The 21986-nt window shown below is 74.4% G+C and carries 22 protein-coding genes; 6 read left to right on the top strand and 16 right to left on the bottom strand.

The features are described from left to right. Positions 1 to 85 precede the first annotated feature (85 nt). Positions 86 to 1732, bottom strand: coding sequence for a malate synthase A (aceB, locus tag ABT093_RS05615; RefSeq protein WP_350560711.1), 1647 nt, complete (start codon positions 1730 to 1732; stop codon positions 86 to 88). Positions 1733 to 1876: 144 nt separating this feature from the next. Between aceB and ABT093_RS05620 the strand changes: the two genes are divergently transcribed. The 3 genes from ABT093_RS05620 (at position 1877) to ABT093_RS05630 (ending at position 4236) form a co-directional block, all read left to right on the top strand. Continuing rightward, positions 1877 to 2674, top strand: coding sequence for an IclR family transcriptional regulator (locus ABT093_RS05620; protein ID WP_350560713.1), 798 nt, complete (start codon positions 1877 to 1879; stop codon positions 2672 to 2674). Between the two features lie 214 nt (positions 2675 to 2888). Next, on the top strand, positions 2889 to 3572 hold the full coding sequence (locus ABT093_RS05625) for a hypothetical protein (RefSeq protein ID WP_350560715.1): 684 nt from the start codon (positions 2889 to 2891) through the stop codon (positions 3570 to 3572). A gap of 334 nt (positions 3573 to 3906) precedes the next feature. Further along, positions 3907 to 4236, top strand: coding sequence for a MoaF-related domain-containing protein (locus tag ABT093_RS05630; RefSeq protein ID WP_344337676.1), 330 nt, complete (start codon positions 3907 to 3909; stop codon positions 4234 to 4236). A 139-nt stretch (positions 4237 to 4375) separates the two neighbouring features. Here ABT093_RS05630 and ABT093_RS05635 read toward each other — a convergent pair whose 3' ends face one another. Both ABT093_RS05635 and ABT093_RS05640 read right to left on the bottom strand, forming a co-directional pair. Further along, positions 4376 to 5524 carry an alpha/beta hydrolase gene (locus ABT093_RS05635; RefSeq protein WP_350560718.1) on the bottom strand — a complete coding sequence of 383 codons (1149 nt, stop codon included), beginning with the start codon at positions 5522 to 5524 and terminating at the stop codon, positions 4376 to 4378. 263 nt (positions 5525 to 5787) lie between these two features. Continuing rightward, entirely contained in the window at positions 5788 to 6420 is a 633-nt protein-coding gene (locus ABT093_RS05640) for a TetR/AcrR family transcriptional regulator (protein ID WP_350560720.1), read from the bottom strand. Between the two features lie 137 nt (positions 6421 to 6557). Here ABT093_RS05640 and ABT093_RS05645 point away from each other — a divergent pair, with 137 nt between their 5' ends. Then, on the top strand, positions 6558 to 7322 hold the full coding sequence (locus ABT093_RS05645; RefSeq protein ID WP_350560722.1) for an SDR family NAD(P)-dependent oxidoreductase: 765 nt from the start codon (positions 6558 to 6560) through the stop codon (positions 7320 to 7322). 137 nt (positions 7323 to 7459) lie between these two features. On the opposite strand, the gene ABT093_RS05650 is transcribed toward ABT093_RS05645, so the two are convergent. The 4 genes from ABT093_RS05650 to ABT093_RS05665 are packed head-to-tail and all read right to left on the bottom strand — an operon-like array spanning position 7460 to position 10069. Next, positions 7460 to 8410, bottom strand: coding sequence for a phosphotriesterase family protein (locus ABT093_RS05650; RefSeq protein ID WP_350560724.1), 951 nt, complete (start codon positions 8408 to 8410; stop codon positions 7460 to 7462). Continuing rightward, positions 8407 to 8847, bottom strand: a complete 441-nt coding sequence (locus tag ABT093_RS05655) for a carboxymuconolactone decarboxylase family protein (RefSeq protein WP_350560726.1) — start codon at positions 8845 to 8847, stop codon at positions 8407 to 8409. The genes ABT093_RS05650 and ABT093_RS05655 overlap by 4 nt, the downstream gene beginning before the upstream one ends. 17 nt (positions 8848 to 8864) lie before the next feature. Further along, complete coding sequence (locus ABT093_RS05660) at positions 8865 to 9470, bottom strand: DUF4865 family protein (protein WP_350560728.1); 606 nt, start codon at positions 9468 to 9470, stop codon at positions 8865 to 8867. Positions 9471 to 9502: 32 nt separating this feature from the next. After that, positions 9503 to 10069 carry a TetR/AcrR family transcriptional regulator gene (locus tag ABT093_RS05665; protein ID WP_350560730.1) on the bottom strand — a complete coding sequence of 189 codons (567 nt, stop codon included), beginning with the start codon at positions 10067 to 10069 and terminating at the stop codon, positions 9503 to 9505. Between the two features lie 207 nt (positions 10070 to 10276). Between ABT093_RS05665 and ABT093_RS05670 the strand changes: the two genes are divergently transcribed. Next, entirely contained in the window at positions 10277 to 11269 is a 993-nt protein-coding gene (locus ABT093_RS05670; RefSeq protein ID WP_350560732.1) for an aldo/keto reductase, read from the top strand. Between the two features lie 311 nt (positions 11270 to 11580). Here the strand turns inward: ABT093_RS05670 and ABT093_RS05675 are convergent, their stop codons facing one another. The 6 genes from ABT093_RS05675 to ABT093_RS05700 all read right to left on the bottom strand — a co-directional run bounded on the left by ABT093_RS05675 (position 11581) and on the right by ABT093_RS05700 (position 17562). Next, the gene (locus tag ABT093_RS05675) at positions 11581 to 12657 is read right to left on the bottom strand and encodes an LLM class flavin-dependent oxidoreductase (RefSeq protein ID WP_350560734.1); all 1077 of its coding nucleotides are present in this window, start codon (positions 12655 to 12657) and stop codon (positions 11581 to 11583) included. Positions 12658 to 12660: 3 nt separating this feature from the next. After that, positions 12661 to 13590 (bottom strand): ABC transporter substrate-binding protein, encoded by a 930-nt coding sequence (locus tag ABT093_RS05680; protein WP_350560736.1) that lies wholly within the window; start codon positions 13588 to 13590, stop codon positions 12661 to 12663. Between the two features lie 95 nt (positions 13591 to 13685). Next, complete coding sequence (locus tag ABT093_RS05685) at positions 13686 to 14447, bottom strand: ABC transporter ATP-binding protein (RefSeq protein ID WP_350560738.1); 762 nt, start codon at positions 14445 to 14447, stop codon at positions 13686 to 13688. Next, positions 14444 to 15310, bottom strand: coding sequence for an ABC transporter permease (locus tag ABT093_RS05690; protein WP_350561125.1), 867 nt, complete (start codon positions 15308 to 15310; stop codon positions 14444 to 14446). Before ABT093_RS05690 ends, ABT093_RS05685 begins: the two co-directional genes overlap by 4 nt. Positions 15311 to 15366: 56 nt before the next feature. Continuing rightward, positions 15367 to 16386, bottom strand: a complete 1020-nt coding sequence (locus ABT093_RS05695) for an NrtA/SsuA/CpmA family ABC transporter substrate-binding protein (protein WP_350560740.1) — start codon at positions 16384 to 16386, stop codon at positions 15367 to 15369. Positions 16387 to 16554: 168 nt separating this feature from the next. After that, positions 16555 to 17562 (bottom strand): ABC transporter substrate-binding protein, encoded by a 1008-nt coding sequence (locus tag ABT093_RS05700; protein WP_350561127.1) that lies wholly within the window; start codon positions 17560 to 17562, stop codon positions 16555 to 16557. A gap of 471 nt (positions 17563 to 18033) precedes the next feature. On the opposite strand from ABT093_RS05700, the gene ABT093_RS05705 reads away from it, so the two are divergent. Beyond that, positions 18034 to 18816, top strand: a complete 783-nt coding sequence (locus tag ABT093_RS05705; protein WP_350560742.1) for an IclR family transcriptional regulator — start codon at positions 18034 to 18036, stop codon at positions 18814 to 18816. 64 nt (positions 18817 to 18880) lie between these two features. Here ABT093_RS05705 and ABT093_RS05710 read toward each other — a convergent pair whose 3' ends face one another. The 3 genes from ABT093_RS05710 to ABT093_RS05720 all read right to left on the bottom strand — a co-directional run bounded on the left by ABT093_RS05710 (position 18881) and on the right by ABT093_RS05720 (position 21983). Continuing rightward, positions 18881 to 19654 (bottom strand): winged helix-turn-helix domain-containing protein, encoded by a 774-nt coding sequence (locus ABT093_RS05710; protein WP_502884142.1) that lies wholly within the window; start codon positions 19652 to 19654, stop codon positions 18881 to 18883. Between the two features lie 1110 nt (positions 19655 to 20764). Continuing rightward, positions 20765 to 21313, bottom strand: a complete 549-nt coding sequence (locus tag ABT093_RS05715; RefSeq protein ID WP_350561131.1) for a GTP-binding protein — start codon at positions 21311 to 21313, stop codon at positions 20765 to 20767. A gap of 127 nt (positions 21314 to 21440) precedes the next feature. After that, positions 21441 to 21983 carry a DUF742 domain-containing protein gene (locus ABT093_RS05720; protein WP_350560744.1) on the bottom strand — a complete coding sequence of 181 codons (543 nt, stop codon included), beginning with the start codon at positions 21981 to 21983 and terminating at the stop codon, positions 21441 to 21443. Between the last annotated feature and the right edge of the window lie 3 nt (positions 21984 to 21986).

Here is a 21986-nt window from a genome sequence, read left to right on the forward strand (position 1 = left end):
GCGGCCCCGGTACGGCCCGGGGCGCCCCGGGGCGGCTGACGGCGGCCGAGGGTGCCTGAGGCGCTTGACGGCGGCCGAGGGTGTCTCAGTCCAGCAGGGGCAGCGCGGGCAGGGTCAGGAAGTCCACGAACTCCTCGTCCAGGGCGACCTGTTCGAACAGTCGCGCGGCCTCGTCCCAGCGTCCGGCGGCGTAGCCCTCGTCGCCGAGTCCGGAGCGCAGCGCGGCCAGCTCGTCGGCGACCAGGCGGCGCACCAGTTCGGCGGTGGCCTTCTCGCCGGTGTCGGCGAGGACGACGTCGTTGTGGATCCACTGCCAGATCTGCGAGCGGGAGATCTCGGCGGTCGCGGCGTCCTCCATCATGTGGAAGATGGCGACCGCGCCGAGGCCGCGCAGCCAGGCCTCGATGTAGCGGATGCCGACCTGGACGGCGTTGTGCAGCCCCCGGCGGGTGCAGCTGCCGCCGGCGCCGGCGATGTCGAGGAGTTGCCCGGCGGTGACCTCTCCGGCCGGTCCGGGGGCGTCCTTCTGGTGCGGGCGCCCGCCGAGGACGGCGTCGAAGCAGGCGCGGGCGACCGGGACGAGGTCGGGGTGGGCGACCCAGGAACCGTCGAAGCCCTGGCCGGCCTCGCGGTCCTTGTCGGCCCTGACCTTCTCCAGGGCGGCCGCGTTGACCTCGGGGTCCTTGCGGCTGGGGATGAAGGCGGCCATCCCGCCGATCGCGTGGGCGCCGCGCCGGTGGCAGGTGCGCACCAGCAGCCGGGCGTAGGCGGCCATGAACGGGGAGGCCATGGTGACGCTGTTGCGGTCCGGCAGGATGTGGTGCGCGCCGGCGTCGCGGAAGTTCTTGACGAGGGAGAACAGGTAGTCCCAGCGGCCGGCGTTGAGGCCGGCGGCGTGGTCGCGCAGTTCGTGGAGGATCTCGTCCATCTCGAACGCGGCGGTGATGGTCTCGATGAGCACGGTGGCGCGGATCGTGCCGTACGGGATGCCGAGTTCGGCCTGGGCATGGGTGAAGACGTCGTTCCAGAGCCGGGCCTCCAGGTGGCTCTCGATCTTCGGGAGGTAGAAGTACGGCCCGGAGTTGGGGTCGTCCGCGCCGCGCGCGAGCAGCCGGGCGGCGTTGTGGAAGAAGTAGAGGCCGAAGTCGAGGAGGGCGCCGGCCACCGGTTCGCCGTCGACCAGCAGGTGGCGCTCGTCGAGGTGCCAGCCGCGCGGGCGGACGACGACGGTGGCCAGCTCGGCGGCGGGCCGCAGAGTGTAGGCCTTGCCGGCGGGGGTGGTGAAGTCGATCCGGCCCTCGAAGGCGTCGATCAGGTTGATCTGGCCGCCGAGCACGTTCTCCCAGGTGGGCGAGGTGGCGTCCTCGAAGTCGGCGAGCCAGACCTTCGCGCCGGAGTTGAGCGCGTTGATCGCCATCTTGCGGTCGGTGGGGCCGGTGATCTCGACCCGGCGGTCCCGCAGCGCCCTGGGGGCCTCGGCGACCCGCCAGTCGGCGGCGCGGACGGCGGCCGTCCCGGGGAGGAAGTCCAGGGTGCCGGTGCGGGCGATCTCGGAGCGGCGTTCCCGTCGGCGGGCGAGCAGCTCGCGACGCCGGCCGTCGAACGCGCGGTGCAGACCGGCGACGAAGGCGAGCGCCGGCGCCGTGAGCACCTCCTCGGCACGGTCGACGGGCGGACCCGCGACCGTGACGGCCGCGGTGGCGGAGGCTCCGGATCCCTGATCTTCAGCCATGAGCACGACACTCCTTGCTGGAGGACTGGATTCTGTAAGGTGGAGATTAGTTTCCGCGATACAGAATTTCAACGGACTGTTGAGCTGATTGCCGGACCGCACCCCTCCCCGACAGCACTCCTCCCGACAGCGAAGGGAACGCCGGTGGCCCCGACCTCCGACAGCACCGAGAGAACGACGACGGAGCGCGCGAGCGGCGGAGTGCAGTCCGTCGAGCGCGCCTTCCAGCTGCTGGAGGCGCTCGCCGACTCCGGCGGCGTGGCGACGCTCAGCGAGCTCGCCGCCTCCTCCGGCCTGCCGATGCCGACCATCCACCGCCTGGTTCGTACCCTCGTCCAGCAGGGCTATGTCCGCCAGGACTCCGCCCGCCGCTACACGCTCGGCCCCCGGCTGATCCGGCTCGGCGAGACCGCCGGCCGGCTGCTCGGCAGCTGGGCCCGCCCCTACCTGGCGGAACTCATGGAGGCCACCGGCGAGACCGCCAACCTGGCGGTACTGGAGGGCGGCGAGGTGGTCTACGTCGGCCAGGTGCAGTCGCGGCGCTCGATGCGGATGTTCACCGAGGTCGGCCGGCGGGTGCAGCCGCACTGCACCGGCGTCGGGAAGGCGCTGCTGGCGCAGCTACCGGAGGAGGAGGCCCGCGCCGTCCTCGGCCCCGACCCGCTGCCCGCGCACACCCCGCACACGGTGACCGACCCGCAGGAGCTGATGCGCCAGCTGGCCGAGGCCCGCGAGCGCGGCTTCGTGGTGGACGACCAGGAGCAGGAGATCGGGGTGCGCTGCATCGCGCTCGCCGTCCCGGGCGCGCCGACCCCGACGGCGCTGTCGGTCTCCGGTCCGGAGGCCCGGATCCGGGCCCTGGAGGAGCCGGACGGCGCGGCGTCCCTGGTGCCGGTGATGCAGGCGATCGCGACCAGGCTCGGGCAGGTCCTGGCCCCCTGACAGCCGGCCCCGCGGACGGGGAACGTCCGTACGTCTGGCGTTCGCCCGTTCGAGCCCTCCCGAGGGCGGGTTGCCCCCGGGTTGCCCGGGCCCGGCGGACCCGTCGGCGACGCTGGTCCGGACGCGGCCCGCGACGGCGCGGGGCGCCGGACACGGAGGGCAGGTGGGCGGGATGACCCGCAGTGGATCCGTTCGAGGTCTCCTCGGTAGGTCCTTGGCGGTGGGGTGCGCGGTGGCGGCGCTGGCCGCCGGGCAGGCGTGGGCGGACGACTGCACGGCGGACGACCAGGCTCTCGCACCGGCCGTGAGCGCCCCGGCGGCCGAGCCGGCGGGCGACAAGGCGGCGGGCGACCAAGCTGTGGGCGACCAAGCCGCGGGCGGACAGGCGGCGGACGATCAGGCCGCGGGCGACCCTGCGGCGGTGGGCCCGGACGCGGCGAACCCGGGGGCTTCCGGCACCGGCTCGGCAGCGGCGGCCCGGCCGTCGGACTCCGACCTCTACGTGGTCCGGATCGACCCGGACGCCGCCCCGCCCGGCGGCACCACGACGGTGCACGCCTTCATCGGCAACCTCGGCCCGGACACCACGGCCTCGCCGTTCACCGTCGTGGTCACCCTGCCCGATGGCGTCAGCGCCGAGGGCCCGTACTTCCCGGAGAACTGTTACGCCTTCCAGGAGGGCCACCGGGTGCGCTGCACCTTCCCGGCCGGGCTGCCGCAGTTCCGCAGCGCGACGGCGCTCGTTCCCGTCCGGCTGGCGGAGACCCTGCCGGCCCCCGGCACGCTGTCCGGGGGCTGGGTCTCGGTGCGCAGCGTCGACGACTGCAACGAGGAGAACAACCGGCAGCCGTTCGAGATCGCGGTCGTCGAGACCACCGGTCCGCGACCGGCGGTCTGACCGGCGGACTGGGGGGCGGGCTGAGGGGCGGACCGAACGGCACTCCGGCCGCCCGCTGGAGCGGCCGGGTTCTCGGCCTGCTGCCGGGCCGGCGGCCGTCCTCCGCCGGCCCGACGGCCGCCGTGGCCGGTCGGCGGTGGACGCGATCGGCTCCGCCGGGCGTCCCGGCGGACGGCGGAGCGGGGTGCCGGAGCTGTCCGGGGTGGCGGGTCCGACAGGGAAAGTGCGCCACGGAGGCGGGGTGGTCCGATAGGTTGGAGATCCATCCGCGCCGACCGGAACCGTCCGGACCGCGCCGGGCACCTCACCCGGAGACAAGGAGACCCGCCCCACCATGACCGCGTCCCTGCCCGCCTTCGCCGGCCGCACCTACCTGTTCCGGGTCGACAACGGCGCGGCCTTCCGCAACGCCTACTCGGCCGACGGCAAGCGGCTGCGCTGGGAGGGGCTCGGCGAGTCGGCGGGCCAGTGGGAGGACGTCACCCTGCACGTCGCCGAGGTCGGGCCGCAGCTGTACTTCGTGAGCTGGACCGAGGTGAGCGGCATCACCGTCAGCCACGTCATGGACCTGGCCCGGATGACGGTCCGCGCGTTCTGGACCTACGAGGGCGAGGGCGGCCGGGTCGGCGAACTGCACACCGGCACCCTGGAGCAGGTGGCCTGAGCCGGATCCCCGGGCCGGATCCGCTTCCGGTCCCCGGCTCCTGGTTCCCGGCTCCTGGTTCCTGGCTCCTGGTTCCTGGCTCCTGGTTCCTGGCTCCTGGCCGCCGCTTTCCGGCCACCGCGCTCCGCGCCGGATCCGGTCAGGCCGGCCGGCCGGCGGCCGGGACGGCCAGGCGCTGGGAGATCCACTCCAGCGAGGACGGCAGCAGCCGGCTCCAGGTCTCGAAGTTGTGGCCGCCGGTCTCCAGCATGCTGTAGGAGACCTTCATCGGGCTGTGCGCGGCGGCCACGAACGCCTCGGTATCGCGGCGGTAGTCGCCGTCGCCCTCCTTGGTGCCGGCCAGCAGCACGGCGATCTTGGGCTGCGGGAGGTTCTTGAGCCGCCACATCAGGTCGGCCTCGTTGCGCCGCTGGGCGCTGCCCTTGAAGAGGTCACCGGTGGTCGGGTCCTCGGCCGCCTGGTAGTAGCCGGAGAGCGAGACGGCGGTCGGGAAGACCTCCGGGTGGCGCATCGCCAGCTTGAGCGCGCAGTAGCCGCCGGTCGAGTTGCCCATGAAGGCCCAGGCCTGCGGGTCGGCCGACACCCGGTAGGTCGCCTGGACCGCCGAGGGCACGTCCTTGGTGAAGTACGTCTCGGACTGCGCGCCGCCCGGGATGTCCTCGCACTCGGTGTCCTGCGGCAGCGCCGGGGAGGGGCGAACCAGCACCATCACGGTCGGCTGCATGCGGCCCTCCTGGAGCAGCTTGAGCGCCGCGCCCGGGTAGTTGAGCCGGGTGACGAGGTTCTTGGCGATGCCGGGGAAGCCGGTGCTGACGATCAGGACCGGGAACTGCTTCTGCGCGTACTCCGGCTGGAAGTACTGCGGCGGCAGGTACACGTACCCCTCGGTGGAGAGGCGGGTGGTGGCCCCGTCGATGCGGACCTCGCGGATCTCGCCGGACTTCTCGGGGTCGCGGCCGAGCGCCCCGCCACCCTGCACCTCGGCGTGGCCGATGGTCTCCACGCGCAGCCGCCCGGAGGCGTCCACCTTGTTCTGGATGACCACCGGACCGTTATCGCCGGTGCCCAGCAGGTCGTCCCAACTGCTGTAGAACGCGAAGTAGTTGTTGGCCACCAGGCCGAGCGCGGCGAGCACGGTCAGCTGGGTGGCGAGCAGGGCGCCGATCCGGCCGAGGACGGCCTGCCAGCTCCGCTTCGACAGTCTGGGCCACAGCCAGACCGTTCCGGCCATCGCCGCGACGGCGATCAGGACGGTCAACGCCAGCACCTTGTGGCTCGTCAGACCCATGTCGTGTTTGCTCCCACGCCTCGTACTCCCCCGCCCCCGGGGGAAGGACACCCGGGAGGGCCGCCCCGGTTCCCCCGTCCGCGACGGGGCCGTCGCCCGGCGCGACCACTCAGCCTAGCGCCCCCGTGAGCCGCTCCGCCCCCGCCGACCAGCGGTGACGGTCTCGCCCTGGAGGAGGAGACGCCGCGCGGAGGTGACGGATGGGGGACGGCGACGGGCGTGGGACGAGCCGTGGGTGGCGCGCGCGGGTGACGCGGGCGCGGTCAGTTGACGTGCTTCCCGAGGTGCTCCCAGAGGCCGAGGCCCTCGGTGAGTTCGCGCACGCAGCGGGCGCCGAGTTCGCGGGGCGAGCCGGGTCCGGTGGGCGGGGCGCCGGAGAGCGCCCACTGCTCCAGGGCGACCCGGATGGCAGCGGTGGCGGCGGCAGCGGCGAGCCGGATCTCCAGGGCATCGGTCCCCGGCGGGCAGCGGTCGGCGATCGCGGCCCGCAGCCGCTCCTCGGAATCGGCGTGCACCCGCTGCCAGACCGAGGCCAGGCCGGGGTCGCGCAGCAGCTCGCGGGTCCAGCGCATGGCCTCGTCGGCCTGCGCGTCGCTCGGGCTCAGCGACTCGGCCGCCGAGCGCTCCAGCGCCTCGCGGACCGGCAGGTCGGCCGCGCTCTCGGTGAACAGCCGCACCCAGCGCTCCCCGCCGGCCGCCAGCAGCGGGGCGATGGCGTCCTCCTTCTCCGAGAAGTAGCGGTAGAAGGTCCGCAGCGAGATGCCGGCCGCGTGGGCGATCTCCTCGGCGGTGGTGGCCTCGGCGCCGCGGGCGGCGAACAGTTCGGCCGCGGCCTGGGCGATCTCCAGCCGGGTGCTCTCGCGGCGGCGCTGGGTCAGGGTGGGGCGTCCGGTCACGGGCTCAGCGTACGCGGACGAAGCGATTGTCGGCACGTCGCGCCGAACCTGCACGTCGAGACTTTTTGGCACGACGTGCCATATGGGCGTACCGTGCCAGTGAGGTCGAGAGACCACGAACGGAACGGAGTACCACCATGGAGCGCTTCACCGGACGCAACGTCCTGATCACCGGCGGCGGCTCGGGCATCGGCCAGGCCACCGTGCACCGGATCCTCGCCGAGGGCGGGCGCGTCGTCGCCGTCGACGTCAACGAGGACGGCCTGAAGGCGACGCTGGACCGCGCCACCGCCGACGGCGTCGCCGACCGCCTCACCACGACGGTGCTGGACGTGTCGGACGAGGCCGCCGTCAAGGCGGGTGTCGCCGGGGCCGTGGCTGCGCTCGGCGGCCTGGACGCGCTGGTCAACGCGGCCGGGATCCTGCGTTCCGCGCACACCCACGAGACCAGCCTGGAGTTCTGGAACAAGCTGATCGCGGTCAACCTGACCGGCACGTTCCTGATGACCCGCGAGGCGCTGCCCGCACTGCTCGCGGGCGGCAAGGGCGTGGTGGTGAACTTCAGCTCCACCTCGGCGACCTTCGCCCACCCCTACATGGCCGCGTACGCCGCGACCAAGGGCGGCATCCAGTCCTTCACCCACGCGATCGCCGCCGAGTACGCCAAGCAGGGCCTGCGTGCCGTCTGCGTCGCGCCGGGCAGCATCGACAGCGGCATGACCCACAACCCGGGCCTGCCGGCGGACGCGGACTTCAGCCTGCTCGCCAAGCTCTCCCCCGCGCTCGGGCAGGGCTTCGCCGGGCCGGAGACCGTCGCCGGCGTGATCGCCATGCTCGCCTCGGACGACGGCGCGTTCGTCACCGGCACCGAGCTGCGGATCGACGGCGGCACCCACATGTGACGCCGGGGCGGCGCCGCCGGAGCAGCGCCGGGCTCAGGCCTGGCCGACCGGGCTCGACGGGCTGACAGCTGACAGCTGACAGATTTCAGATGACAGATAACAGATTTCAGATTCTGTTATCTGTCAGCTGTTATCTGTCAGCTGTCAGCCCCCGCCGGTACCGCCCGCCACGCGACCGCGAAGGCCCGGGCGGGGTTCGCGGTGAGGAGGCGGTGCGGGAGCTCGGGGCCGAACTCGCGGGCCAGGCGGGGCGCGAGGGCGGTGAGCAGGTGGGTGGGGCCCGGGGCGTGGCGGGCGCTGCGGGTGGTGGTGTCGCCGCCGAGGAGCAGGCGGTCGGCGTGGCCGGCCTCCACGAGGGCGGCCACCGTGTCGAACAGGTGGTGGTCGGTCGCGTGGTGCGCGCGGGAGGGACCGTCCAGCGCCAGGAAGGCTCCGGCGGCGGCGAGTTCACGGTGCAGGCGCAGGTCCGGGTGCCGGTTGAGGTGGCCGAGGATCACCCGCCGGGGCGGGACGCCGTGGCGCTCGCACAGCAGGTCGAGGACGTCCGGCGCGGCGGTGCCGAGTTCGTGGTGGACGGCGATCGGCGCGCCGGTGGCGTGGTGCGCCTCGGCGGCGGCCGCCATCACCCGCCGGGTGTGGGCGTCCAGGCCGTGGTAGTCGCCGGCCACCTTGATCAGTCCGGCGCGGACGCCCCCGGGCGCGCCGTGCAGTCCGGTGGTGAGTTCGGCGGTGAAGAACCCGGCCAGCCCGGCGTAACGCCGTTCGAGGTCGGCCGGGTCGTAGTGGACGGCCTGGTGGAGCCCGGTGGCGGCGACCAGGTGGACCCCGGTCGCGCGGGAGAGCCCCGGCAGCGCGCCGGACGCCCGCCCCATTCCGGCGGGCGTCCACTGGACGAACGCCCGGCCGCCGGCCGCCGCGAAGGCGCGCAGCACCTGCTCGGCGGCGGCCGGGTCGTCGAGTTCCTCGCCGGGTAGCCGGGGGCTGCGCAGGAAGAGGTGGTCGTGGGCGTCGCAGACGCCGAGTTCGGCGGGGTCCACGTCACCGAGGACGGTGCGGACGGCGATGGACGGACCGGCGGTGGCGTTCACGCCGTCTCCGCGAAGGTGGCGGCGGCGACCCGCAGTCCGGCCAGTGCCTTGGGGACGCCGACGTAGGGCGCGAGGTGGACCAGGACCTCGGTGATCTCCTCCTTGGTCAGGCCGACCCGCAGGCTGTTGCGGACGTGGTCGGCGAGCTGCGGTTCCACGCCGCCGAGCGCGGTGAGCGCGGCCAGGTTGGCCACCTGGCGGTCGCGCAGGGCGAGTCCGGGCCGCTGGTAGGTGCCGCCGAAGAGCGCGGTGACGATCCAGTCGGGGAATCCGGGGGCGAGGCCTTCGAGCGCGTCCAGGGTGTCGGCCCGGGTCTTCGGCCCCGCGAGCTCGGCGAGCAGGGCGTAGCCGGCGGCCCGGTCGAGCGGCGCGGGAGCGAGGCCTTCGCCTCCGTCGACGCCGGTTCCGGGTTCGGGGGTTGTCGAGGCCGGGCGCATCGGGCTGGGTGGTCCTTTCACCAGTGGCGGCCGACGGGCAGCCGGTCGAGTTCGGGGCTGGAGAGGTGGTGCACGCGGTAGCGGGTGCCGGGCACGGCGTCCGGGGCGGCGCCTCGCCAGAGGGCGAAGCTCAGCAGTTCCCAGCGGGCCGGGTCGACGGCGACGGCGGCGGTGTGCAGTTCGGGGTGGTCCGGCAGCGCGGCGAGGGCGTGCTCGACGGCCTCGGCGGGGTCGGCGCCCTCCGGGAGGAGGTCGATCTGCCGGGTCGCGGTGGCGGGCGCTCCCACGCCGGGTGCGCCCACGGCGGGGCCGTCGATGGCGGGGCCGCGGCGCAGGCCCGCGCCGAGCCAGTGCCGGACGGCGGGGCGCCCGAAGTCGGCGCCGAGGCCGCGGAATCCGGGGCCCCAGAGGAAGGAGTTCATGCCCTCGGCCGTGCGCCAGAGGTAGAACGGCGCGTACTGGTTGACGGGTGAGCCGTCGAGACCGCGTTCACGCACCAGATAGGCCTTGAGGCCGAGCCCGGGGTGGTCGTCGAGCAGGTGGCCGCGGGTGGCGACCCGCCGGTGGATGATCCCCATGTCGTAGTCGGCGGGGAGGGTGATCTCGTACTGCATGGCATGCACGGGGGGCTCCTCGGGGGTCGGGCCGACGAGGCTCAGTCGGCGCGGTGCGCGGCGAGCAGGGCGAGGGCCCCGCGGACGGCCCGCTCGAACGGTTCGGCGCTGTCGGCGGCGCGGGCGAGCACGTAGCCGCCCTGCACGACGGCGACCACGGCGGCGGCGAGGTCGGCGGGCTCGGCGCCCGGCCGCAGCTCGCCGGCCGCCTGGCCCTCGGCGATCACCTCGGCGATCCGGCCGCGCAGCCAGTCGAAGGTCTCCTCGACGGGCGCCCGCAACCGGGGGTCGGCGATCACCTCCGGGTCCTGGGCCATCCGGCCGATCCGGCAGCCGCGCAGCACGTCGCGCTCGCGCCGCAGGTAGGCGGCGACCCGGTCGTGGGCGCCGCCGGGGCCGGAGAGGTCGGCCTCCGCGACGGCGCGCATCTGCTCGGCGCTGCGCCGCAGGGCGGCGGCGGCCAGGCCGGGCTTCCCGTCGAAGTGGTGGTACATGCTGCCCTGGCCGACGCCGGCGCGCTGCTGGATGGCCTTGGGGCTGGTGCCGACGTAGCCGCGTTCCCAGAGGAGTTCCTGGGTGCTCTCGATGAGGCGGTCCTGGGTTGCCATGCCGATCACTGTACCTACAGGTACAGGATGCTGTACATACCAGTAGGTACAGAACGCTGCGGCGGGCCCGGAACCACGAGGCCGTGGGCCGCCCCCCGGCGGTCCACGGCCCTGCGTGATCGTCGTCCCCGCCCGGCCCGGCCCGCACTCCTCGGCGGACGGTGGCGCAGATCACCCCGGGCGGCCTCGGCCTGGCAGGATGTCGGCATGACCTACCTCGCCGCGGATGACCGCTACGCCTCGATGTCCTACCGCCGGGCCGGCCGCAGTGGCGTGCTGCTCCCCGCCGTCTCCCTGGGCCTGTGGCACAACTTCGGTGACGCCCAGCCGCTGGACGTCCAGCGGGCGGTGCTGCGCCGCGCCTTCGACCGTGGTGTCACCCACTTCGACCTCGCCAACAACTACGGCCCGCCGTACGGCAGTGCGGAGCGCAACTTCGGCTACCTCTTCGCGCAGGACTTCCGCCCGTACCGGGACGAGCTGTTCATCGCCTCCAAGGCCGGCTACGACATGTGGCCCGGCCCGTACGGCCAGGGCGGCAGCCGCAAGTACGTGCTGGCCAGCCTGGACCAGTCGCTGGACCGGATGGGCCTCGACTACGTCGACGTCTTCTACTCGCACCGCTACGACCCGGACACCCCGCTCGAGGAGACCATGGGAGCGCTGGCCTCGGCGGTCCGGGCGGGCAAGGCGCTGTACGCGAGCATCTCCAACTACCCGGCGGAGCAGCACCGGGAGGCCGTGGCGATCCTGCGCGAGCTGGGCACGCCGGTCCTGATGAACCAGTGCGCGTACTCCGTCCTCAACCGCTACGTCGAGGAGGAGGGGGTGCTGGACGCGGTCGCCGACACGCAGACCAGCCTGATCGCCTACTCCCCGCTGGCGCAGGGCCTGCTGACCGACCGCTACCTGTCCGGGAAGGTGCCGGCCGGGTCGCGGATGTCGATCGGCCGGTTCCTGCGCGAGGAGGCGCTCACCGAGGGGAAGCTGGAGCAGCTGCGGGCGCTCAACAAGGTGGCGGAGCGCCGCGGGCAGACGCTGGCGCAGCTGGCGCTGACCTGGGTGCTGCGGGACCCGCGGGTGGTGTCGGTGATCATCGGCGCGAGCAGCGTGGCGCAGCTGGACCAGAACCTCGACGCGCTGGCGGGCGGTCCGCTGACGGACGAGGAGCTGGCCGACATCGACGCGCTCACCCGGTGAGCCGCTGCTCCGGCAGGGTGCTGACCCGGTGACTCGCTGATCCGGTGATCCGGTGATCCGGTGATCCGGTGAACGGCTGACCTGCCGGGCGGCCCGCCGGGCGGGCATGCCACGGTGCCCGGCCGGTTGACGCGCGATGCGTGACCGGCCGGGCACCGCGCTCGTTGGACCGCGCGTACGGGACCGTCCGTACGCGTCCTTCGAGACCTCGGGAGCCCGCCGTGCGGACGTACCTCCTCCGGGCCGTCGCCCGTTTCGCCCGGCAGCTGGCGCTGACCTCGCCGCTGCCGTTCCCCGTCCTGCTCGGCTCGCTACCGCCGGCGGATGCCCAGCGCTGGTAGCACCGTCTCGGCGACCCGGTGGGCCTCCTCCAGCAGCGGGTTGCCGGAGAGGATGAAGGTGTCCACACCGAGCGACTCGAACTCCTGGAGCCGCTCGATCACCTGGGCCGTGGAGCCGACCACGGCGGTGCCGGGGCCGGGGCGGAACAGGCTCATCCCGGGCCAGAGGTTGGGGTACGCCTCCAGCTCCCGCGCCCTCGCCGGGACCTTGCCGCCGTGCTGGCGGAACTGCCGCTGCCAGCCGACCCCGTCCTCCCCGCGCACCCCGCCGAGCTGCCGGGCGTAGGTGGCCTCGCTGGTGACGTCGAGCAGCCGGTCGGCGGCGGCCCAGGCCTCGTCCTCGGTGTCGCGGACGATGAGGTGCAGCCGCAGCCCGATCCGCAGGCTCCGGCCGTGCGCGGCGGCCCGCTCGCGGACCAGGTCGAGCTTCTCCTTCAGCTGCTGCGGCGGCTCGCCCCAGGTCAGGTAGACGTCCACGTGCTCGGCGGCCATCTCGATACCGGCCGCCGAACTGCCGCCGAACCAGAGCGGGATGCCGCCCGGCTGGACCGGGGCGAGTTCGCGCAGGCTCGCCCCGGCGTTCCGCAGGTCGTAGAACTCTCCCTTGTGGTCGAAGACTTCACCGGCGGTGAGGCGCTTGACGATCGACCAGTACTCGGCGCTGAGCCGGTAGCGGTCGTCGTGCTCGACGTGCAGGCCGTACTCGCGCAGCTGCTCGGTGGAGCCGTTGACCACGTTGAAGCGCAGCCGGCCGCCGTGCAGGTGGTCGAAGCTGAGCGCCATCTTCGCCAGCAGGGTGGGCGCGATCAGCCCGGGGTGGACGGCCAGCAGCGGCTTGAACGCCGGGGTGGTGGCGGCGGCCAGGGCGTTGCCGAGGTCCCACACGTCGTAGAGGTCGGTGGCCAGCAGGGCGCCGGTGTAGCCCAGGCGCTCGACGCTGCCCGCGAGTTGCTGGAGGTAGCGGACGTCGACCGGGCGGCGGCCGGCCGGCTCCCACGGGTAGTGGCCCTCGCGCGGGATGATGTACCAGAGGACTTCGGAGGCCATCGGTCAGACCGCCTCGGAGCCGGTGCCGGCGACGGCGACAGCGACGGCGGCGGCCACCGGGGCCTCCAGCGCGGGCAGATGGGCGTCGGCGACGGTCACGGCGCGGTCGATGAAGCCGACCCGGTGGAAGATGTCGGCCGCCTCCTGCTGCTCGGCGACGAACGCGGCGGTCGCCGGCTCCAGGCGCCACGGAAGTGCGGCCAGCGCCGTGTGCCAGTCCTCGGCGGTGCCGCCGAGGTCCTCGGCGGCGATCGCGGCGGCCTCCGGCAGGTGTGCGGCCACCCAGGCGTCCGCGCGGCGCAGTGCGGTGGCGATCGCGGCGACCACCTCGGGGCGGTCGGCCGCGAAGCCGCGCCGGGTGAAGAACACCGAGCGGTCGGTGATCACGTCACCGGTGCGGACCAGCTCGCGGAACTCGCCGCCGCGCCGGGCGGCGGCCAGCTCGGCGCCCTGGGCGATCCAGCCGGCGATCGCGCCCTCGCGCAGCCGCTGCGCCTGGTCCTCCCCGGCGGACGGGCGGACGGCGGTGACGTCGGTGGCGTAGGAGAGGCCCTCCGCGTGCAGGGCCTTGGCGAGCAGGTGGGTCTGCCAGGAGCCGATGGCGAGGACGACGGTGCCGCCCTTGAGGTCGGCGACCGTCCGCACCGGGCCGTCGGCCCGCACCAGCAGCGCGCCGTGGTCGGGGCGGGGCGCGGAGATCGCCGCGTAGACGAGGTCGTGGCCGGCGGCCTGGGCGGTGACCGGCGGGGTGGAGCCGGTGCCGCCGAAGTCGATGGTGCCGTCGGCGAGCAGCTCGCCGGTGCGGGTGCCGTCGCTGTAGTGGTGGAACGCGCCGGTCTCACCGAGCGGGGCCAACTCCTCGTCCAGGTAGTCGAGTCGGGAGAGGTAGTAGAGCGAGGGGTTGCTGGCGTGGACGCCAAGGGTGATGGCCATGGGGATCAACTCCTGTGGTGCGGGCGGGGGTCGGACGGGCAGGCGGGGAGGAAGGGGTGGGCGGTACGGAGGGGCAGGCGGGTGGTTCGCAGGGGTCAGTGGACGCCGAGGTCGGCGAGCAGACGGCGGCGCAGCTCGGCGAAGGCCGGGTCGGCCGGGTCGCGCGGGCGCTCGACGATGACGCGTTCGTCGCGCACCAGCTTGCCGTCCCGCAGCACGGCGACCCGGTCGGCGAGCCGGACGGCCTCGTCCACGTCATGGGTGACCAGCAGGACGGCCGGCCGGTGACGGCGGACCAGATCGCCCACGAGGTCCTGCATGCGCAGCCGGGTGAGCGCGTCCAGTGCGGCGAACGGCTCGTCCAGAAGGAGCAGTTGGGGTTCGCGGACGAGCGCCCGGGCGAGCGCGGCGCGCTGCGCCTCGCCGCCGGAGAGGGTGGCCGGCCAGGCGTCGGCGTGCCGGTCGAGGCCGACCTCGGCGAGCGCCTTGAGCCCGGTCTCCCGGGTGGCGGCGCCGCGCGGCAGGCCGACGGTGACATTGGCGAGCACCCGCTTCGAGGGGACCAGCCGGGGCTCCTGGAAGACCACCGTCCGCACCGGCGGCACCAGGACGGTGCCGGCGTCGGCCCGGTCCAGGGCTCCGAGGATGCGCAGCAGGGTGGTCTTGCCGGTGCCGCTGGCGCCGAGCAGGGCGACGAACTCGCCGCGGCCGATGGACAGGTCGACGCCGTCGAGGACGGCCCGGGTGCCGAACACCCGGCGCAGGCCGCGCAGGTGGACGGCGGGCTCGGTGGCGGGCTCGGGGGCGGTGGCGGTGGTGTTGGGGACGGTGGCGGCGGGTGCGGGGGCGGTGCTCATCGGGTGGCTCCCTGGGTGACCTTGCGCCAGGGCATCAGGACGCGCTCCAGGAGGCGCACGACGCCGTCGGCGGTGAGTCCCAGCAGTCCGTAGATCAGGATGCAGACGGCGAGGATGTCGGTGCGCGAGTAGTTCTGGGCCTGGGCCATCAGATAGCCGATCCCCTCGGTGGAGTTGATCTCCTCGGCGGCGATCAGCGCGATCACGCTGAGCGTCATGGACAGCCGCAGTCCGGACAGCAGCGCCGGCAGCGCGCCGGGCAGCACGACGGTGCGCACGATCGCCCAGCGGCCGAGGCCGAAGCTGCGCATGGCCTCGATGAGCTTGCGGTCGGTGGTGCGGACGCCGCCGGAGGCCGACACGTACATCGGGAAGCTGGTGGCGACGCCGATCAGCGCGACCTTGGCGGTCTCGGTGATGCCGAACCAGACCATGAACAGCGGGACGAGGGCGAGGAAGGGGACGGTGCGCAGGACCTGGATCGCCGAGTCCAGCAGTTCCTCTCCGAGGCGGAAGAAGCCGGTCACGACGCCCAGCACCAGGCCGGTGGTGGCGCCGATCAGCAGACCGAGGCCGGCCCGGGTGAGCGAGACGGTCAGGGCGTCGGCGAGTTGGCCGTTGCCCCACAGTTCACCGACCGCCTCGGCGACCTGGGCGGGCGAGGCGAGCACGTCCTGGGTGAGGACGCCGGTGGCGGAAGCGAGGGCCCAGCCGCCGAGCAGGGCCAGCGGGCCGAGGGTGCGCAGGGTGAGGGCGAGGGCCCGGGGGCGCGGGGCCTGCAGGCGGGTGCGGGGTTCGACCAGGCCCGCCGCGCGGGCGGCGGCGGTGGCGTGGTCGGCTTCCCCGCCGGTGGCGGCGGGTATGGCGGCGGGCGTGCCGGCGGGTGCGGCCGTCGCGCCCAGCGGATCGGTGGTGGTGCTCACTTGGCACCGGTCCCGAGCTTGTCGACGTCGATCAGGTAGGGCTTGACGTCGACGAGTTGCTTGGTGACCTTCTGGTCGGCGAAGAACGCGGCGACGGTGCCGAAGCGGGTGATGTCGCCCTCGGCGATGGCCCCGGCTGCGGAACCCTGCCGGGTGACCGCGATCGCGACGTCCTTCTCGGCGGGGGTGACGGCGGTCGGCCCGGAGTCGGTGAAGACGTTGAGGTAGGCGGCCGGATCGGCCTTCTCCTTGAGGCCGTTCTCGCGCAGGTAGTCGTAGAAGGCCCGGACCACCTCGGGGTGCTTGTCGGCGAACCCGTTGCGGACCGCCCAGACGGCGTAGTTGTCGGAGCCGACCTCCTTGCCGTTGACCAGGAAGTGGGCACCGGAGTTGGCGATCGACGGGGTGGAGAAGGTGTTCCAGGTGGCCCAGGCGTCGACCTGGCCGGAGTTGAAGACGCCCGCGGTCTGGTCGGCGCGCAGGTAGACCCGCTCGACCTTGTCCGCCGGGACGCCGTTCTTCTCCAGCGCCTTGAGCAGCAGGTACTCGCTGGTGCCGCCCTGGCTGACGGCGACCTTGCGGCCGACGAGGTCCTGCACGCTCTTGATCGGCGATTCGTTCTTCACCAGGATGCCCTCGCCGACGCCGTCGGGGGCGGTCTGGGCGAACAGCTTGAAGCCGGGCTTCTGGGCGAGCGCGGCGACGGCGGAGGTGATCGAGCCCTGGGCGACGTCGAGCTGGTCGGCGGAGAGTGCCTGGGCGGCCGGCGCGAACGGGCCGGCGCTGCCGGTCCAGGAGACCTTGGCGTGGACGGCGGCCAGCGCCCGGTCCAGCGAGCCGTCCTTCTTGCCGAGGGCGAGGAAGCCGTTGTTGCCGGGGTCGGGCACCCGCAGCACCACCTCGGCCTTGCCGCCGTCGGCGGAGGCCTTGGCCCCGTCGGCGGACGAGCCGCAGGCGGCCAGGGCGGTGGTGGAAAGCAGTGCGGTGGCGGCGAGGGCGAGGCGGGAGGGCTTCACGGGGTCGACTCCTGAGGAGGGTGTGGCGGGGGGGGTGACGGGGGCGGCGGCGGGTGTGCGGGTGGAGGGGTAGCGGCGCTGGGCGGGAGCGGCTGACAAATGACAGCTGACAGATTTCAGCTGACAGATAACAGATGACAGATTTTGAAATCTGTCAGCCGATCCCCGTCAGCGGCCGTGGGTCCGGCCTTCGGTGCGGCGGGCGGCGAGCAGGGTGCGGGCGGCGTGGAGCGGCTCGGGGTCGGTCCAGGCGTGGACGTCGACCGGGCCGGCCAGGAATCCGCTCCGCTCAAGGAATCGCTTCTGCTGGTCGAGGAGGGTGAGCCGCTCCTCGGAGAGATCGAGGTGCAGGGTGCGGTGGCCGCCGCGCGCGTACGCTCCGGCCACACCCTCCTCCCCCGCACCGGTCTCGGCGCTCAGGATGCGCGCGACCTCCGCCGGGCGGGCGGCGGCCCAGTCGGCGGCCTCCAGCAGCACGGCGAGGAAGCGGGCCACCAGGTCCGGGTGCTCGTCCAGCAGTTGCTGGTGGACGGTGATCGGCCGGGGCGTGCCGTTGTTCACCCGGACGCGGCGGTCCGGCACCTCGTCCAGCTCGACGGCGACCTCCGCCCCGATCCGGCGGGCCGCCTCGACCGCGAGCGCGCCCTTCACGTAGACCGCGTCCACGACGCCGTCGCGCAGCGCCGCCAGCTCCGCGGCCCACTGCCCGCCACCCGGCGCGGCCGGCACGTCCACCAACTCGGCGTCGTCCAGCGTGAGCCCGGCGATCGACAGGGCGCCGTGCAGGCCGGCCAGGGCCATCGCCCGCCAGAAGTCGATCGCTATCCCATGCTGTGGGACGGCCAGCCGACGGCCGCGCAGTTGCCCGGGCCCGGTGATGCCACTGCCGGCCCGGACCAGGACGACCTGGCGCTCCTCGATCCAGGTGAGCCCGATCAGCCTGGTCCGCTCACCGCGCGAACGGGCCCAGAGCGCCGGCACGTTGCCGCCCTCGCGGAACAGGCCGGTCAGGGCGTGGGTGTAGTGGTGGTCGGCGGCCACCTCCGGCGGCACGTCCTGGAGCGAGCGGACGGCGATGCCGTCGGCGGCGAACTCCCGGCCGAGCCAGCCCTGATCGGCCGCGATGCCGGTCGCGGTGGGCACGGGGCAGCGGGTGAACCAGAGGGTGTCGGGCACGTCGGGGGCGTCGGGGGCGGAGACGCCCGGGGCGGAAGCGGCCGGGGCGGCGGTGTTGTCATGGCTGGGCACGGTGGGCTGGTCCTCTGCGGCAGGGTGCGCGCACACGCGGTGGGGCGCGGCGCGGCACGGGTCACCAGGCGTGACGGGGCGGGGAGTCCGTGGGGTGGTCGGCGCGAACGGGAACGGCGCGTCAGCGACAACAGGCGCAGGGGGCGGGGCACCGGCGGTTCGTCACGGCGCTGCTCCTTCCTGCGGTCGGTGCGCGGTGGACGGGGCTCGTCCGGTGCGCTGTGCCGAGCGTTCCACGACGGACCCGCACCGGACAAGGGCTTGCCACATCATGGGACAGGTTGTTCATGAACGGCATCCTTTTGCAACGCCGTTGACACATTCCCGCAGCACGCGCTGCCATAGTCTGGGAGCGACTCCGGTGAACCGGCCGGAGCCACGGACAGAACGAGAGGTGCCATGGCCGAGGCCGTCACCGCCGTCCAGAGCCCGCCGGCCGGCGCCCAGGCCGTCCAACGGGCCCTCGGGTTGCTGCACTGCTTCCACGACAACGGCCCGGATCTGAGCGCCTCGGACCTGGCCCGCCGGATGGGACTGTCGGTCTCCACCGCGCACCGTCTGGCCCGCACCCTGGTCAGCGCCGGTTTCCTGGAGCAGGACGAGCACACGGCCCGCTACCGGCTCGGCCCGGCCGTCGCGGAGCTGGGCCAACTCACCTTCCACCAGCGGGGCCTGCACCTGGCCGCCCCCGAGCTCGACCTGCTGTCGCGGCGCACCGGCGCCGCCGCCGACCTGGCGATCCGCAGCGGCCCGCACGCGGTGATCCTGGTGGGCGCCTCCGTTCGCCCGGACACCGGGCTGGGGCTGCGCCGGCCGCTGCACTCCACGGCGCTCGGCAAGGTCCTGCTGGCCTGGCCGCGCCCGGGGGACGCGGGGGTTTCGACGCTGGGCCCGCTGCCGCCGTTCACCGACCGCACCATCACCGAACCGGACCGCCTGGGCGAGGAGTTGGAGAAGGTCAGGACGGCCGGCTACGCGCTCAACGACGGCGAGTCGGCGGCCGGGGTGCGCACGGTGGCCGTGCCGGTGCTGGACGGCGCGGGACAGGCCCGCTTCGCGCTCGCCGTCCGCTCGACGCCCGCCCACCTCACCGACGAGCGGCTGGACTGGTTCCTCGGCCACGCGCGGTCCTGCGCCGGCGCGCTCGCCGTCCTGCTGCTGCCGCCGGACCAGCGAATATGACGGACCGCCAGACATGCCGGAAAGGCCGGGCGTTCACGGGAACGCCCGGCCCGGTGGGCGGCGGTCAGGCGACCGGGGTGTACTTGTAGCCGACCCGACGGACCGTCACGATGCTGTCCCGGTAGGCCACTCCGAGCTTGCGGCGCAGCCGGGCCACGTGCACGTCCACCGTGCGGCCGTCGCCGACGTGGCCGTAGCCCCAGACGGCGGAGACCAGGTGGTCGCGGGTGTGCACCCGCTGCGGGTGCTCGGTCAGGTGGGCGAGCAGCTCGAACTCCAGGTACGTGAGGTCGAGCAGCCGCCCGTCCACGTAGGCGTTGCGGCGCTCCACGTCGACCGTGATGCCGCGGCCCGCGGGCCGCACCGGACGGACGGGGGACGCGGTCGCGAACGCGCCCGAGGCGGACGCGCCGGGGACGGAAGGACCGGGGACGGAAGCGCCCGCGACAGCGGGGCCGACGACGGACGGGCCGGCGCCGAACGGCGCGCCGGCGGCCGGAGCCGCGGCGGGCGCCGGGGCCCCGATCGCCGCGACCGGGAAGCTGGTCGCGGCGGCACCGCCCGCCGGAGCGGCGGCGGCGCCGTCGGCCGGGACGAGCACCAGGTAGCCGACCATCGGCTGCCCCGCCGAGCCGCCGAACTGCGCCCCGTACTGGGCGAGCAGGGCCTGCGGCAGCGAGCCCTGCGGCAGCGCGGCGACCACCGCCGCACCCTCCGGCAGCGCCGCGAGCAGCGCCTGCGGCGGGAGCACCGGAACGGCCGGGGCCGGCCCGGGCACTCCCGGGACGACGGACGGGACCGCCGCGGCGGTCGGGACGGAGCCGGGCTGCCCGGGCACCGGGCGCTGCGGACCGGGCCCGCCGTGCCGGCGTTCGGGATTGGCGGGGACGGAGCGGACCGCGCGCAGGTGCGGGGTCGCGGAGGGGAAGGAGAGGGTGGCCGTGGAGGTGGTGGACATGATGCCGCTCATTTCGCGCGTGACGGACGGGGTGGAGTCGTCTGCGCGTCGACCGGGCGTGCTGCCGAAGACTGACCCGAGGTCAGCGGAGGGAGTGCCGGGACGCGCTGGGCGAGCCCGGACACGTCTGATCGAACAGGTGCGGCTGCCGGGACGGCCAGAACGGCTCGAGGTCGGGGTGCCGGCCTCTTCTTCCGTCCGCAGCGTGGTTCCCGCGCCCATCCGACCGGGTGGCCCCCGCGTCGCACCGCATCGTCCCGGCCGCCCCGGCCGTCCCTGCCGCGACGCGCACGGCGGCGCTGACGGTGACGGTGGTGGCGACGACCGGGTGGAGGGTGGTGCTGGCGAGGTTCACTGGTGCTCTCCGCGAAGCGGGCAGGGACGACGGCGGCCCACCGGACGGCTGGTGTCCGGTGCTGCCGGGTCGACGGTGCGAGGGGCCGTGGGCTTCCGCCGGGCCCGGTCGGGCGACCCGGTCGGGCCGGGCCGGCCGGGAAGGCTCCCCGGGCGGCGGGCTACGGCGACGGTGACGTGGACGGCGAGGGGTGGTGACGTCAGCGACAGCAGGCGCTGCAGATCAGCGCCTGGTCGATGTACCGCCGAACGGTCAGCGCCGGGGTGACCGGAACGGGGCGAGCCGGGAAGGCGGATCCGGCCGCGGCACGTCGCTGGTCGACGTTCACGGTACGGTCCTCCCCCCTCTGGTCTCGATGCGCGGGCACGTCCCTGTGCCGCGCTGCGGCGCGCGCCGGGCGCACTCGGTGCGCGGCACGTTCGAGGCACCCCGGCGACGGGCCGGGCGGCCTTCGTTCCCAGAGCCTTCCACGCCGGGCCGGTCAAGGCAACCTGCCGCGCGTCGATCGTCCGGCATGTGAACACCGGAATGAGACGCTGACGCGGCGCCACCCTCCGTGGCGGGGAGGGCGAACCGGCGCCGGGGCCCGTCCGGCCCTTCTCCCCGCGCCGGGTCCGACCCCGCCCGCGGCCGCCTCAGACCGGGGCCGGCGCGCCCCGGCGGCGGGCGGCGGCGTGCTCGACCAGCGCCACCAGCAGCTCCTTGCCGTCCTCCCGCAGGCGCGCGTCGCAGAGCAGCACGGGGATGCCCGGGTCGAGGTCCAGCGCGTCCCTGACCTCCTCGGGGGCGAAGACCTCGCTGCCCTCGAAGCAGTTCACGGCCACCAGGAACGGGATGCCGCGCTGCTCGAAGAAGTCCACCGAGGGGAAGCAGTCCGCCAGCCGGCGGGTGTCGGCCAGCACCACCGCGCCGAGCGCGCCCCGGGCCAGCTCGTCCCAGACGAACCAGAACCGGTCCTGACCCGGCGTGCCGAACAGGTAGAGGGCGAGCCCGGGCCGCAGGTCGATCCGGCCGAAGTCCATCGCCACCGTGGTGGTGCGCTTGGCCTCCACGCCCGCGGTGTCGTCCACCGGGCGGCCCAGTTCGCTGAGCTCCTCCTCGGTGCGCAGCGGGCGGATCTCGCTGACCGAGCCGACCAGGGTGGTCTTGCCCGCGCCGAAGCCGCCGGCGACCAGGATCTTCACCGCGACCGCCGGGCCGCCCCGCCACCGCGGGTCGTTGGCTCGGTCCTCGGCTCGGTCGTCGGCCCCGCTGCCGGCCCGGCCGCGGGCGGGCGGCGGCGGCGGGACGGCGGTGGCGGTCGCGGGCAGGTCAGAGCGCACGGAGTCCATTGATCACGTCTCGCAGCAGGCGCTCGTCCGGCAGCTCGGCGAGCGGAACGGGTCGGGTGACGCTGATCAGGTCGGCGTCGTAGAGGTCGCCGAGCAGGACGCGCACGACGCTGACCGGCAGGTCGGTGTAGGAGCCGAGCTCGGCCACGGAGATCGGCTCCCGGCGGCACCAGGCCAGGATGGTCTGGTGCTCCGGGTCGAGCACGTGCGCGGGCACGGCCCCCGTGGCCGGCGCGGGGTCCTTGGCGATGATCAGCGAGATCAGGTCGAACAGGCCGTCCTCGACCGGCCGGGTGCGGCCGCGGGTCATCGAGTAGAGCCGCACCACCGGGCCGGCCTCGTCGTCGAACCAGCGGTCGTCGACCGGCGTCCGCGCCCGGAACAGGTCGAGCTCGGGCCCGTCCTGCGCCGGGACGGCCGGGCCGATGTCCGGATCGACCGGGACGGCCGGGCCGTCCGGCCCCCGGTCGTCCCGTCCCGGTTCCGGTTCGGGGGGCACCGGCGTCGGGTCCTCGTCCGCCATCGG

Source organism: Kitasatospora sp. NPDC002551, from assembly GCF_040296005.1.
Classification (GTDB): Bacteria; Actinomycetota; Actinomycetes; order Streptomycetales; family Streptomycetaceae; genus Kitasatospora.